11 protein-coding genes and 1 pseudogene are annotated in these 13,621 nt (G+C 54.0%); 4 read left to right on the forward strand and 8 right to left on the reverse strand.

Features of this window, described 5'->3' with window-relative positions; genetic code table 11:
• Window positions 1–58: 58 nt before the first annotated feature.
• The 7 genes and pseudogenes from uvrD to UC15_RS19470 all read right to left on the reverse strand — a co-directional run bounded on the left by uvrD (window position 59) and on the right by UC15_RS19470 (window position 8,470).
• Window positions 59–2,221, reverse strand: coding sequence for a DNA helicase II (uvrD, locus tag UC15_RS19440; protein ID WP_112290261.1), 2,163 nt, complete (start codon window positions 2,219–2,221; stop codon window positions 59–61).
• An 85-nt stretch (window positions 2,222–2,306) separates the two neighbouring features.
• Window positions 2,307–3,023, reverse strand: a complete 717-nt coding sequence (gene yigB / locus UC15_RS19445) for a 5-amino-6-(5-phospho-D-ribitylamino)uracil phosphatase YigB (RefSeq protein ID WP_112290263.1) — start codon at window positions 3,021–3,023, stop codon at window positions 2,307–2,309.
• Window positions 3,023–3,933: pseudogene (gene xerC, locus UC15_RS19450) on the reverse strand (tyrosine recombinase XerC). Before xerC ends, yigB begins: the two are co-directional and overlap by 1 nt.
• Window positions 3,930–4,634, reverse strand: a complete 705-nt coding sequence (locus tag UC15_RS19455; RefSeq protein WP_112290265.1) for a DUF484 domain-containing protein — start codon at window positions 4,632–4,634, stop codon at window positions 3,930–3,932. The pseudogene xerC and the gene UC15_RS19455 overlap by 4 nt, the downstream one beginning before the upstream one ends.
• Window positions 4,631–5,455 carry a diaminopimelate epimerase gene (dapF, locus tag UC15_RS19460; protein WP_112290266.1) on the reverse strand — a complete coding sequence of 275 codons (825 nt, stop codon included), beginning with the start codon at window positions 5,453–5,455 and terminating at the stop codon, window positions 4,631–4,633. Before dapF ends, UC15_RS19455 begins: the two co-directional genes overlap by 4 nt.
• Window positions 5,456–5,549: 94 nt before the next feature.
• Window positions 5,550–5,753, reverse strand: coding sequence for a lipoprotein (locus UC15_RS19465; protein ID WP_112290268.1), 204 nt, complete (start codon window positions 5,751–5,753; stop codon window positions 5,550–5,552).
• Window positions 5,754–5,911: 158 nt separating this feature from the next.
• On the reverse strand, window positions 5,912–8,470 hold the full coding sequence (locus tag UC15_RS19470; RefSeq protein ID WP_112290270.1) for a class I adenylate cyclase: 2,559 nt from the start codon (window positions 8,468–8,470) through the stop codon (window positions 5,912–5,914).
• 330 nt (window positions 8,471–8,800) lie between these two features.
• Here UC15_RS19470 and hemC point away from each other — a divergent pair, with 330 nt between their 5' ends.
• From hemC to hemY, 4 genes are read left to right on the forward strand one after another with little or no spacing between them, the layout of a single operon-like run.
• Window positions 8,801–9,742, forward strand: a complete 942-nt coding sequence (gene hemC / locus UC15_RS19475; RefSeq protein ID WP_112290271.1) for a hydroxymethylbilane synthase — start codon at window positions 8,801–8,803, stop codon at window positions 9,740–9,742.
• Window positions 9,739–10,488: a uroporphyrinogen-III synthase gene (gene hemD / locus UC15_RS19480; RefSeq protein WP_112290273.1), complete on the forward strand. Its 750-nt coding sequence runs from the start codon at window positions 9,739–9,741 to the stop codon at window positions 10,486–10,488. Before hemC ends, hemD begins: the two co-directional genes overlap by 4 nt.
• Window positions 10,489–10,501: 13 nt before the next feature.
• On the forward strand, window positions 10,502–11,653 hold the full coding sequence (hemX, locus tag UC15_RS19485) for a uroporphyrinogen-III C-methyltransferase (protein WP_112290275.1): 1,152 nt from the start codon (window positions 10,502–10,504) through the stop codon (window positions 11,651–11,653).
• A 3-nt stretch (window positions 11,654–11,656) separates the two neighbouring features.
• Complete coding sequence (hemY, locus tag UC15_RS19490) at window positions 11,657–12,853, forward strand: protoheme IX biogenesis protein HemY (protein ID WP_112290276.1); 1,197 nt, start codon at window positions 11,657–11,659, stop codon at window positions 12,851–12,853.
• 530 nt (window positions 12,854–13,383) lie between these two features.
• On the opposite strand, the gene UC15_RS26080 is transcribed toward hemY, so the two are convergent.
• Window positions 13,384–13,621: hypothetical protein (locus tag UC15_RS26080; protein ID WP_232829951.1), on the reverse strand; the 238-nt coding region annotated here is incomplete at its 5' end.

A 13,621-nucleotide genomic window follows, 5' to 3' on the forward strand; every position in this document is an offset into this window, starting at 1 on the left:
GTTTTTGACCTTAATACCCCACCCCAACCCTCCCCTTCGCAGGGGAGGGAGTTAAAAATCAGACGGCCTCGAGGCGGGCGTAGGCGGCGACCAGCCACTTAATCCCTTCCCCCGGGAACGCCACCTGCAGACGGCTGTGTTCGCCGCTGCCTTCCATGTTAACGATGGTGCCTTCACCGAATTTTGGATGCATGACGCGCTGGCCGAGTTTGAAGCCGGTATCGCTGACGCTGGTTGGCGTGCCGACACTGCGGTTGCTCATCGGGCGTGAAACATTGGCGCGCATTCTGACTTCTTCGACACAGTCCTCCGGTAATTCACCAACGAAACGTGACGGACGATGCGACACTTCTTTGCCGTATAAGCGGCGGGTTTCAGCGTAAGTGAGGGTGAGTTTTTGCATGGCACGCGTAACGCCGACGTACGCCAGACGGCGTTCTTCTTCCAGACGCCCGCCTTCTTCCAGCGACATCTGACTCGGAAACATGCCTTCTTCCATGCCGACGATAAACACCTGCGGGAACTCCAGCCCTTTGGCCGAGTGCAGTGTCATCAGCTGCGTGGCGTCCTGATTGGCATCCGCCTGCCCTTCGCCTGCTTCGAGCGCGGCATGGGACAGGAATGCCTGCAACGGCATCAGGTCTTCGTCTTCGTCCTGATAGCTGAACTGACGCGTTGCCGTCACCAGTTCTTCTAAGTTTTCGATGCGCGCCTGGCCTTTTTCGCCCTTCTCCTGCTCATACATGATGAACAGGCCGGAGTCTTTGATTACGCGGTCAGTCTGCACGTGCAGCGGCATGTCTGAGGTTTCATGCGCCAGTGCGTCAACCAGTTCGGTGAAGCGTTGCAGAGCAGACGCGGCACGGCCTGCCAGAACCTTTTCCTGTAACAAAGCACGCGTGGCCTGCCACATGGTCAGCTGACGGTCACGGGCTGTCTGACGCACCACATCCAGCGTACGGTCGCCGATGCCGCGCGTCGGGGTGTTCACCACGCGCTCGAACGCTGCATCGTCATTACGGTTAGCCATCAGACGCAGATACGCCAACGCATCTTTGATTTCCTGACGGTCAAAGAACCGCTGGCCGCCGTAAATACGGTACGGCATCGCCATCTGCAACAAGGCTTCTTCCAGCACACGCGACTGGGCGTTGCTGCGGTAAAGAATGGCGCAATCTTTCAGCGCACCGCCGTTGTCCTGCCAGGTTTTGATGCGGTTAACCACAAAGCGCGATTCATCCAGTTCGTTGAATGCGCAATACAGTGAAATCGGTTCGCCCTCGCCGTCTTCGGTCCACAGGTTTTTACCCATACGGCCGTTGTTGTTTTCTATCAGCGAGTTAGCAGCCTTCAGAATGGTGCTGGTCGAACGGTAGTTCTGCTCCAGACGGATAGTTTCCGCATTCGGGAAATCTTTCAGGAAACGCTGGATGTTTTCGACCTGCGCACCGCGCCAGCCGTAAATCGACTGGTCATCGTCGCCGACGATCATCACGTTATTGTTGTCGCCCGCCAGCAGACGGATCCACGCGTACTGAATGCTGTTGGTGTCCTGGAATTCGTCCACCATCAGGTTGGTAAAGCGTTCGCGGTAATGCTGCAAAATATGCGGCTTGTTCAGCCAGAGTTCGTGGGCGCGCAGCAATAACTCGGCAAAATCCACCAGGCCGGCACGGTCGCAGGCTTCCTGATAGGCCTGATAAATGCGTAACCAGGTCGCTTCGACAGGATTGTTATAAGTTTCAACGTGCTGCGGGCGCAGACCTTCATCTTTTTTGCCGTTGATGTACCACATCGCCTGACGCGGCGGCCACTGTTTCTCGTCGATGTTCAACGCTTTGATCAGACGCTTGATCAGACGCATCTGGTCGTCGCTGTCGAGGATTTGGAAATCCTGCGGCAGATTCGCGTCTAAATGGTGCGCACGCAGCAAACGGTGCGCGAGGCCGTGGAAGGTACCAATCCACATGCCGCCCTGACTGGTGCCGATCAGCTGGTCGATACGGTGGCGCATTTCTGCCGCCGCTTTGTTGGTGAAGGTGACCGCCATAATGGAATACGGCGAACACTTTTCGACGGCCAGCAGCCACGCGATGCGGTGAACCAGCACGCGGGTTTTGCCACTGCCTGCCCCGGCCAGTACCAACAGATTGCTGCGCGGCGCGGCCACGGCTTCACGTTGTTTTTCATTCAGGCTGTCGAGCAGGTCAGAAACGTCCATAGGCACCGTTTGTCAGGATGAGAAAAGCACTCACCCGGTGAATGCTTTTCTACTGTGAATTTATACAGAGTAATTTAAGAAGGGATTATAGCAATGCTGTCAGCGATGCCAACTGCGAAATCTCAATATGCGGTAACAGACGGGCATCCTTAATGTGCATCAGGTCGCCTTCGCGCAAATTAATCCAGCACGATTGCATCCCGCAACGCACGGAACCCGCGACGTCCGTCGTCAGGTCATCACCCACATGGAGGATGTTTTCCAGCGGGATATCCAGCTTCATTGACGCCTTTTTATACATGTCAGCGTAAGGTTTTGCACGGCCGTGATCGCCAGCGCGCAAGGTGAACTGGAAATATTGCGCCAGACCACAGGCGTGCGGATCGGCATTGCCGTTGGTGATCGCCACTAAAGGCCAGCGTTCCGCCAGGGCGGCCAGCGCGTCGTGATTCTCACCCGGAACATAAATCCGGCTGCGCCACAGGGCAAAGGTTTCCATCGCAGCTTTCGTGCCCTGCGTGGCATCACTTTCGCTCAGACCTGCGCGTTTCATCGCCAGCAATACCGCCTGACGACGCCATTCGGTGACGTCGTGATAAATTTCCGCGTCCTCTGCCAGCAATTCTGCGCGCATCAGGCGGATGGTGTCCGGTGCCATATCGGCCAGCGCCGGATGGAAACCCTGAATCGATTTCAGCGTTTCAGAATCGGTACGACGGATAACATCGTAATTGTCATACAGCGTGTCGTCTAAATCGAAGGTGATCGCTTCAATGCGTTTCAGCGGACGATAGAACTTCATCATGATTTTCCTCGTTTTGCGCGGGGATGCGCGGCGTCGTAAACCGTCGCCAGATGTTGAAAGTCCAGATGGGTATAGATTTGCGTGGTGGACAAGTTCGCGTGACCCAGCAATTCCTGTACCGCGCGTAAATCGCCGCTGGATTCCAGCACGTGCGTGGCGAACGAGTGGCGCAGTTTATGCGGATGAATATGGCTGTTCACACCCTGTTTCACGCCCCATTCGGCAAAACGCTTCTGAACATTACGCGCAGAAATACGGCTGCCTTTGCTCGACAAAAACATCGCGTCATCCTGCGGATTAAACAGACCACGACGTTCCAGCCAGTGTTCCAGCCAGGTGACGGCTGTGCGTCCGATCGGCACTTTGCGTTCTTTGCTGCCTTTACCCAACACGCGCACTTCGCCGGAAGCCATATCGATATGCTTGCAGTCGATACCCACCAGTTCAGAAAGACGCAGTCCGCCGCCGTACATCACTTCCAGCATCGCGCGGTCGCGCACGGAAAGCGGATCGTTGAGATCGATTTCAAGAAGTTTATTCACTTCATCAACATCAAGATTTTTTGGCAGATGCTTTGGAGAACGCGGGGTAGAAATCCCTTTGGCAGGATTGGCGCTCAATACGCCCTGACGCACCAGCAGTCGAGAAAACTGCGCAGTGAAGACATGCGCAGCGCCAGACTGGAAGGTCCTAAACCAGCGCGTTTACTGCGCGCCAGTAACATACGAACTTTTGGTGCATCAAGTTGCTGCCAGTTGGAAATACCGATCTCGCCGGAGATGGCGATCAGCGCTTCTAACTGGCGGCTGTAATTAGTCGTGGTGAGCGGGCTGAGTTGACGTTCAACGTGCAGATAACGCAGAAACGCCTCGACCGCGGGATACAGAGGCGATTCGGTGTGGCTCATACCCGTTCGATCCAACGTTCCAGCAGGCCGGGTAACATTTTAGCCAGCTGATTGAGTAAGACGGTGCCCATTCCCGGCTGATAATGTTGCGGATCACGGCTGCTGAAAATCAGCACACCCAGTTCACCCTGCTCGCCCATCAGGGAAAGCGCGACAGAACCGACGGCTTTGGCCTGAGGTAATAACAGCAACAGTTCCGGGCCGTTCAGACCACCAAGGTAATGCGGAGTTTCGCCCAGACGCTGAATACGCATCGATTCAAATGCGCTGCGACTTACTGCCAGATGGGTGAAATCGGAAGGCGCGCCGATACGCCAGCCCTCACTGAACAAACGCACGTTGGCGCCCGCCAGTCCGAGGCTGCGCGCCCAGCGTTGCAGACGATTCAGCATATCCTGCAAGCTACTGGCCGCCGCAAGCGTGGCCTGCAGTTCGATCATCCGTCCGAACAGCGACTCGTTGATCGAGGCCTGCTCCATCAGCAAAGTAATTTCTTCTTCAAGCTGCGCAATCTGATGACGCTGACGTCCGAGCTGCCATTCAACCAGCGAAATACTGCCTTTCACCGGATGCGGTACGTGCATCTGCTCGACACTTCGGGCATTGCGAATAAAGAAATCCGGGTTTTGCAGCAGATATTGCATCACGCTGTCGTCGTCGAGTGCTATCACCGGTTCAATCTGGTCATCAAGATTGTTCATAGATGAATAAATCCGTCGTAAACATGAGTGGCAGGTCCGGTCATATACAGCGGATGACCCGGCCCTTTCCAGCGAATTTCGAGGCTGCCTCCCGGCAGTTCCACCTGAACGTCTTCAGCAAGCAACCCTTGCTGGATACCTACAGCGACGGCGGCACAGGCACCACTTCCGCACGCCTGTGTTTCACCGGCGCCGCGTTCGTACACGCGTAATTTCACGCTTTCCGGACTGAGGATTTGCATAAACCCGACGTTCACGCGTTCGGGGAAACGCTCATGGCTTTCCAGCATCGGCCCGAGGATATCGACTTCAGCCGTTAATACATCCTCGACCTGCAATACGCAGTGCGGATTTCCCATCGACACGACGCCGCAAAATACTGTGCGCTCTTCTGCACGCAGAATATAGGTCTTTTCCGGTTTCACTGCACGGAAAGGAACCTGTTGCGGCTCGAACACCGGCTCGCCCATGTTGACCTGAACTTCTTCATCTTCCGTTACCGTCAGCACCATACGACCAGTCTGCGTACTGACGCGAATGTCGCGTTTGTTGGTCAGACCTTTAATGCGGACAAATCGGGCAAAGCAACGCGCGCCGTTGCCACACTGCGCCACTTCGCTGCCGTCGGCATTGAAAATGCGGTAGTGGAAATCTAATTCGGGGTCATAAGGTGGCTCTACCACCAGCAGCTGGTCAAAACCCACGCCACGGTGACGGTCGGACAAACGGCGGATCAACTCAGGCGAGAAGTAGACATTTTGAGTGACGGCATCAACGACCATAAAATCGTTACCCAGGCCGTGCATTTTGGAGAACTGCATAACTGACTCCGTTTACCGCTGGTCAAATCCAGTCGCGATGATCCCTGAAGGAAAGGGCTCCGGCAGCGTTGCCCGAACCCCCGGCACAGGCCGGTTAATCTCTGGAATTAGTCGTGAGATCTTCTGGTGATACACCTTTCTGCTGCGATGAACCGTCGTTAGCAGTACCTGGAACATTACTGGTTTTCTGAGTGGTTGATTTTTCCGGTGGTGGGAAATACAACGGCCCTTTCAGTCCGCAACCGGAGAGAGAAAATAATATCGTCGCGGCCAGAGACCAGCGTAAAGCGTTTTTCATTTTATGAATGCCCGTAATTCATGCGACCAAGCTCTCTATAATCGCAGGTGGATCATGAAAAGCAACAGGAATCGATAAAACACACGGGCACATTTTCAGGGTTTAAAGAGAAGGAAAGCCAGATATTCTGCCGCGTGTCCGGGATTGGGACAACTTTTCTAATGCAACTGAAATTGCTGTTTCAACCGGGAAGGTTCGACTTCAGTTTCAGGCAACGGCGCGCAGGCCACAGATAACGCATTGCTGCGAAACGGGATCACCTGAATGCGCTCATCAAGGGACACAATCTGGTAGAACTGCGGCAGGTTAAAGTTGATGAAGCTTGAGCCGTAGGTAAACCGGTCATGCGAGGAGGAGTAGAAACGGCTGACGTCACGCACCAGATCTTCTTTACTGCCTTCACAATGGTGATAAACCTCGACGCGGTTCGACTCATCCAGAATGTAAATGTTGAAACCGATGTCGTCGGAACTGTCTTCGAAGAAGAACTGAATGATCCCTTCGCTGGCGTAGCCGTCAATGACCGCCGGAAGATGTGCCTGGTCAGTCTGCAATTTCACCGACAATCCGTGAAGTTTGTTGTTGGAAATCGCACCGTAGAACTCAATGGCATTTTCCAGCTTCTGTACGGAAACACTCAGGCGTTCGAAGAACAGACCCCAGGTTTGTCCGGCAACGCGCACGGCTTTAAAACGGCCAGGTTCGAGACGTTTGCTGGAAAGGCGAAGTTCGATGCATTCCGACACCAGTTGCTGAACGCGCGTGCGGATAAGACCGCGCAAATGCTGGCTGTAGCAGAACACTTCCACCGATTCCGGCGGTGCGGCGTCCTGATGCATTTTGCCCAGAATAGTTTTCAGCGCTTCCAGCACCGCCTGTTCACCGCTGAAATGCAGCGTACGCACTTCGTTCCACGAGTTGCGGTAAAGCAGGTCAATACTGCCGACCATACATTCCTGATTCTGCCCGAAACTGAAAACATCCAGTTTACGGAAATCAAAATGCACGACCTGATTACGGAAGGCCGCAGTAGGATCGTGTTCCAGATTGACGATAATCGCTAAGTGGCGGATCTCACACGGGCTGTACAACGCTTTCGGCGTCGGTGCGGCCAGTCGCAGCGGGAAGTGATGTGACACATCCGCCACAAGTTCGCGCAGTTTAGCGATATCACACAGACCGCCGCTTTTGATGTGCAGACGCGTAGTCGACGTCAGCAGGCCGTTGAAATAGGCCCACGCCACCAGCTTGTTCAGATAACGGTTATATTCCAGCGGCTGATGGCTGACGATAGATTCCATCGACGGCGACTGGTTATACAGATACCAGCCGGTGCGGTTCGCACGGCCAATTGGCACATGAATAAAGGTTAAATCGTTCTCAGACAGATCAGGTGAAATCTGCGGGTTCACCAGCGTGACTTTGCCCGGCAGCGCTTCGAAAGCGGCGTACAACTTACGGGTCAGCACGCCGATATCCTGCGGGCTGGCGCTGACGCTTAAATTGTTGCGACGGGCAAAGCGGATCAGGTTGCGATAGCTTTGCATCATGGCATCAAGCAGTTCGTTATGCGCTTCGCGCACACGTTCGATTTTCCAGTTCGCCCGGTTATCCAGAATAGCCAGACGTTCTTCGTCCCAGCCCCATTCCGCCACCAGCTGACTGAGAATTTCACGACGCCAGCCGACCGATGCCCGTGCGCGGGACAATTTTTCGCAGACTTTTAAATAGAAACAGCGGCGGACTAAATCAAGGCGGGTGGTGTCTTCAATCTGGGTGAGATAACGGGTCACGCGGTCGAGCATCATACAATAGGAATCAAGCCCGAAGCAGACGATTTCGCCCTGATGCAGACGCTGTTTAATGTCCATCGCCAGCAACTGGGTTTGCGGGTATTCCCACGAATAGGCTTCCAGCAACAGCGTTTTGAGCACCGCTTTATAAGGCGAATCGATACTTTTATACAGCTGCCACAGGCTCGCGCCGAAATACTCTTCCGCCGAAAGCGTACTCAGGCCGCCCAGATCCAGCCATTCATTTGGCGTCAGGGCGCCCTGCGAGTAAAGCGAAAGGACGTATTCGTCGTAATGCGCTTCTTCTTCGCCCGGCACCATATTCCACAGAATACGCTTACCGGCCATGCGCACCGCGGTGCGATAGAATTCGTCTAGCAATAAGATGTGCTGCGTTGAACCGCAGTCTTCGCCGCCCAGGCTGCCACTTTCGTTATGGCGGAAACGGTTTTCGTCGATCAGGAAGAAGCTGACTTCCACGCCCAGCGAGGCCGCCCATTTTTCTAACAGGCTGCATTTTTGCTGTAAGCGGTTGCGTTCTTCGTTATCGAGCCAGGACTGATGGCAGACCCAGATATCCAGATCAGAACTTTGGCTCTGACCGATTGAGGAGGTACTGCCCATGGAATAGATGCCGGTGACAGGCAATTCGCCTTTCACCATGGGCTCAAGCGGGCTGCCCCATTTCTCTTCGAGGTCATTCAGATAGGTTTGCTGGGATTCATCAGGCGTGAAAATACAGATACCATGCGGAACCTTACCTTCAAGGTATCCCGGCATCAGAGGGTGATGTTGATGTAAAAAGACAGGAAGCAGCGTGTAGACCTGTTGAAACGCAGGACCCATGGCTGCCAGTGCACGATCGACTCGTAACTGGTTGATCGCATCCAATCTTTGCTTCAATGTCTCGATGTAGAGGTACAAGACGTTTCGCCTGATTATACAGTGTCTGGAAATAACCCCGTTCCAAATCCGTCATTTATCGTGATGCTTATGCTTTGAACAATCGAAATTGCGCAAATAGTTGACGAATAATTGCTGGAAACGTGATCAATTTAACACCTTGCTGATTGACCGTAAAGAAAGTAACGCACCACAATTACTCTTCCGCTTCTCTGGATTTTACCGTCTGTTCCGCAAAGGAACAATTCCCCGCAGTGACCGTTAACCTTCTTTTACGAATGGCTTCTTACGCTGACAGCTTTCTATTGTCAGTGGTAGGATGGTCGCAGAGACAGTTAAACGGTAACAAATATGTTAGACAAAATCATTCGAATTGCCACCCGCCAGAGCCCGCTGGCTCTGTGGCAGGCACAATATGTTCAAAGCCAGCTGATGGCCTGTCACCCCGGTTTACAGGTGGAACTGGTCCCAATGGTCACCAAGGGCGATATCATTTTAGATACCCCGCTGGCCAAAGTGGGCGGCAAAGGTTTGTTCGTCAAAGAACTCGAACTGGCAATGCTCGATGGCCGCGCGGATATTGCCGTGCATTCCATGAAAGATGTGCCGGTTGAATTCCCGGAAGGTCTGGGACTGGTCACAATTTGTGAGCGCGAAGACCCGCGCGACGCTTTCGTCTCAAATCAATACGCCAGTCTGGCGGATCTGCCCCACGGCAGTATTGTCGGGACATCCAGCCTGCGCCGTCAGTGCCAGTTGCGCCAGAAGCGTCCGGATCTGATGATCCGCGATCTGCGCGGCAACGTAGGCACGCGCTTATCCAAACTCGATAATGGCGAATACGATGCCATTATTCTGGCCGTCGCAGGCCTGAAACGTCTGGGTCTTGAGAACCGTATCCGTACGGCGCTGACGCCGGAAGAGTGCCTGCCCGCAGTCGGACAAGGTGCCGTCGGTATCGAATGCCGTCTTGACGATCACATCACCCGCGAATTACTCGCGCCACTGGCTCACCGCGAAACTACGGTACGCGTTGAGGCTGAACGCGCCATGAATATGCGCCTCGAAGGCGGTTGTCAGGTGCCAATCGGTAGCTACGCGGAACTCAATGGCGATGACCTGTGGCTTCGCGCACTCGTTGGCGCACCCGATGGCAGCCAGATGGTCTCCGGCGAACGTCGCGGTCCGGCCGCAGATGCATACAGTATGGGCGTGGAGCTGGCCGAAGAACTGCTGGCCAACGGCGCACGGGAAATTCTGCAAGAGGTCTATCAGGGGAACGCTCCACGATGACCATTCTGGTTACCCGCCCCTCTCCGGCAGGAGAAATGCTGGTCAACCGGCTGCGTACACTGGGCCGGGTAGCCTTTCATTCCCCGCTGATTGAATTTGCACCGGGGAACCAGCTCGCAATGCTGCCGAACCTGCTATCCTCATTAAATCAGCAGGATCTGGTGTTTGTACTCTCTCAACATGCCGTGAACTACGCCGATCGCGCATTACGTCAGTCTGCCACCCGCTGGCCGGATAACGTCAGCTATTATGCGATTGGCCGCACCACAGGCCTGCTGTTTCATCGTGCCAGCAGTCTCCCGGTTATCTATCCGCAGGAGGGTGAAACCAGCGAGACGCTATTGAATCTCCCGGCGTTGCAGCGCATTCAGGGCAAAAAAGCGCTGATATTGCGGGGCAATGGCGGAAGGGAATTGCTGGCCGAAACGCTCACGGAACGCGGCGTTGAAGTGACCTACTGCGAATGTTATCAGCGCAGCCCGGTCTACTACGATGCCGGCGAACAGAGCGCCCTCTGGCAACGCGCCGGAATTGATACGCTGGTCGTGACCAGCGGAGAAATGCTGCAACAGTTGTACCAGTTAGTTCCTGAATACTATCGAAATTCATGGTTACTGCGCTGTAACCTGGTGGTGGTCAGTGAACGTTTGGCAACCCTCGCCCGCCAGCTTGGCTGGAGCGCAATTAGGGTTGCAGAAAATGCAGACAATGATGCGCTGATCCGCGCATTACAACTACCTGACTAAGGGATGTGCCAAAATGACGGAACAAAAAAATCCTTCCGCGCCGGATGAGAATGTTGTGATCTCCCCAGCGGTTGAGAGCCCCCAGCCAGACGCTTCAGAACGTGACCAGGAGCTGAAAACGCTGCGTAAAAAGCAACGTACCGCGCCGGTATTAGGCGCTATTGCGATTGTATTAGTGATCGCGCTTGGTGCAGGTCTTTACTATCACGGCCACCAGCAATCGCTGGCGCAGGCCGCCGCCAATGCGGCGCTTTCCGAACAGCTTGATGCCCTGCAAAAAAGCCAGCAACAGGATAAGCAGCAAATCGCTTCCCTGCTCGCTCAGCAGGATAAGACTCAGCAGGCCGCCGATCGCCAGCAAGCGTCGTTTGGTCGTCAGCTGAATGAATTACAAGATAAAGTCGCCAGCATTTCCGGCAGCGATGCCAAAACCTGGTTACTGGCTCAGGCCGATTATCTGGTGAAACTGGCAGGTCGCAAACTGTGGAGCGATCAGGATGTCACCACCGCCGCCGCTTTGCTGAAAAGTGCCGATGCCAGCCTCGCGGACATGAATGACCCGAGCCTGATTGACGTGCGTCGTGCGCTGAACGAAGACGTAGGCAGCCTTTCTGCCGTCGCACAGGTCGATTTCGACGGTATCATTCTCAAGCTGAATCAGCTGTCAAATCAGGTGGATAACCTGCGTCTGGCCGACAATGACACCGATGATTCCCCGATGGACAACGACAGCTCAAGCCTTTCCGGTTCGCTGACCGAATGGCGTCAGAACCTGACCAAAAGCTGGCACAACTTTATGGATGACTTCATTACCATCCGCCGTCGTGATACCAGCGCAGAACCGCTGCTGGCGCCGAATCAGGATGTGTATCTGCGCGAAAATATCCGCTCACGTTTGCTGATTGCCGCACAGGCCGTTCCGCGTCATCAGGATGAAGTTTACAAGCAGTCACTGGAAAGCGTATCGACCTGGGTTCGCGCCTATTTTGATACGTCTGACCCGTCAACCAAAGCTTTCCTGGAAGAACTGGATAATCTCAGTCAGCAATCCATTTCGATGGATGTACCGGACGAGCTGAAAAGCCAGCCGATGCTGGAAAAACTGATGCAGACCCGCGTGCGTAACCTGCTCCAGCAGCCCGCCGCCGCCACGCAGGGGGAATAACGCATGTTACGAGTCTTCGTGTTATTCCTGATTGTGTTTGCCGGGATTATTGTCGGCCCGATGCTGGCCGGTCATCAGGGTTATGTGCTGATCCAGACCGATAACTACAACATTGAAACCAGCGTCACCGGTTTAGTTATCATGCTGATCGTGCTGATTCTGGTGCTGTTCTTTATTGAATGGATCCTGCGACGCATTCTGCGTACCGGTGCGCGTACCCGCGGCTGGTTTGCCGGGCGTAAAAGCTCTAAAGCGCGTAAGCAAACTAAGGCTGCGATGCTCAAACTGGCAGAAGGCGATCATCGCCAGATGGAGAAACTGCTGGCACGCAATGCTGATCATGCCGAACAACCTGTGGTGAACTATTTACTGGCAGCAGAAGCGGCGCAGCAGCGTGGCGATGACATCCGCACTAATCAGTATCTGGAACGCGCGGCGGAAATTGCCGACACCGACCAGATGCCGGTGGATATTACCCGTGTGCGTATTCAGCTGGCGCAGGGCGAAATCCATGCAGCACGCCATGGCGTTGACCGTTTGCTCGGCCAGTCGCCACGTCATCCGGAAGTGTTACGTCTGGCGGAACAGGCTTATCTGCGTACCGGTGCCTATGGTTCACTGCTGGAAATTTTACCGTCGATGGCTAAAGCCGGCGTCCGTAATGACGATGAAATCCGCGTTCTTCAGGAACAGGCTTATATCGGCATGATGAATCAGCTGATGGCGGAAGAAGGCAGCGAAGGCCTGAAACGCTGGTGGAAAGATCAGAGCCGCAAAACCCGCCATGAAGTGGCATTGCAGGTGGCGATGGCAACGCATCTGATTGAATGCAACGATCAGGATCTGGCGCAGGAAGTGATCCTCGACGGACTGAAGCGTCAGTATGACGATCGTCTGGTTGCGCTGATGCCGAAACTGCGTTCAGGTAATCCTGAGCAGCTTGAAAAGACTTTGCGTCAGCTCATTAAGCAAAACGGCACCACGCCGCTGCTGAGCAGCACGCTCGGTCAGTTGCTGATGAAACACGGTGAATGGCAGCAGGCCAACGAAGCGTTCCGTGAAGCGCTGAAACAACGCCCTGACGCGTATGATTATGCATGGCTGGCCGATGCGCTGGATAAGCTGTACAAACCGGCTGAAGCCGCTGAGATGCGCCGTGAAGGATTGATGCTGACACTGAATAATTCGCAGCAACCGTAAGAAAATTGCTGTCAGCAAAAAGGCTCCTTCGGAGCCTTTTTTACGTCATCAATACTAATACCCCAAATCATTTGAGTTGCAGAAAGGCGGCAAACGCAGGAATCCCGATGAGCTGACTTAAGTCAGTGATTCGGGTGACTAAGAGCAGCCAACACATCTGCAGCTCAAAGGATGCCGGGGTATGGGCAAAAAAAAACACCTGCATATGGGCAGGTGTATAAAACAATCAGGTCCAGGACAACAGATTTAGTGCCTCACTCAACGTTTTGCCTTCTGGATGATAGCGCTTGCGCGTTATCGGTCAGGATGACAATAGGCACTGTAAATTGGCTCTGCGTCATTCCCAGGTTTATGAAGCCGGAGCAAACATAATAGGTGGAATGAGCATCTACGGCGGGAATATTGCAGGACGCGTGCCAGGATGGCAAGGGTCTGTTAATAATTTTTTATTACACTGATAATTAACAACTTTATTATACCTGTAGCTCGGCAGTTATTTTCTGCAAACCCGGAGACCGTCCTTCAAACCGTCATTCTGTCGCCAGTGAACGACATGTGAATGTCAGCTTAGGTGACGCTTTATTTATCAATAAGATACGTGTCTCCTGACAGAGACAGGCATACAGCGGAATGTCGCGGATAAACAACAGGGTGAGTTGAGAAACTACAGACGAAAAAAAACCTGCTTTAAAAAAGCAGGTTTCTTCGAATGTGGTCGGCGAGAGAGGATGACGCGCATCTTCGATGCTTGCCCTGCGGGTCGTTGCT

Origin of the sequence: Rahnella sp. AN3-3W3 (genome assembly GCF_003263545.1) — a bacterium.
GTDB lineage: Bacteria > Pseudomonadota > Gammaproteobacteria > Enterobacterales > Enterobacteriaceae > Rahnella > Rahnella variigena.

Bases quoted from the DNA above. Each gene is read 5' to 3' on its own strand.
- uvrD (WP_112290261.1), bottom strand. From the start codon at position 2,221: ATGGACGTTTCTGACCTGCTCGACAGCCTGAATGAAAAACAACGTGAA.
- yigB (WP_112290263.1), bottom strand. From the start codon at position 3,023: ATGAAGTTCTATCGTCCGCTGAAACGCATTGAAGCGATCACCTTCGAT.
- UC15_RS19455 (WP_112290265.1), bottom strand. From the start codon at position 4,634: ATGAACAATCTTGATGACCAGATTGAACCGGTGATAGCACTCGACGAC.
- dapF (WP_112290266.1), bottom strand. From the start codon at position 5,455: ATGCAGTTCTCCAAAATGCACGGCCTGGGTAACGATTTTATGGTCGTT.
- UC15_RS19465 (WP_112290268.1), bottom strand. From the start codon at position 5,753: ATGAAAAACGCTTTACGCTGGTCTCTGGCCGCGACGATATTATTTTCT.
- hemC (WP_112290271.1), top strand. From the start codon at position 8,801: ATGTTAGACAAAATCATTCGAATTGCCACCCGCCAGAGCCCGCTGGCT.
- hemD (WP_112290273.1), top strand. From the start codon at position 9,739: ATGACCATTCTGGTTACCCGCCCCTCTCCGGCAGGAGAAATGCTGGTC.
- hemX (WP_112290275.1), top strand. From the start codon at position 10,502: ATGACGGAACAAAAAAATCCTTCCGCGCCGGATGAGAATGTTGTGATC.
- hemY (WP_112290276.1), top strand. From the start codon at position 11,657: ATGTTACGAGTCTTCGTGTTATTCCTGATTGTGTTTGCCGGGATTATT.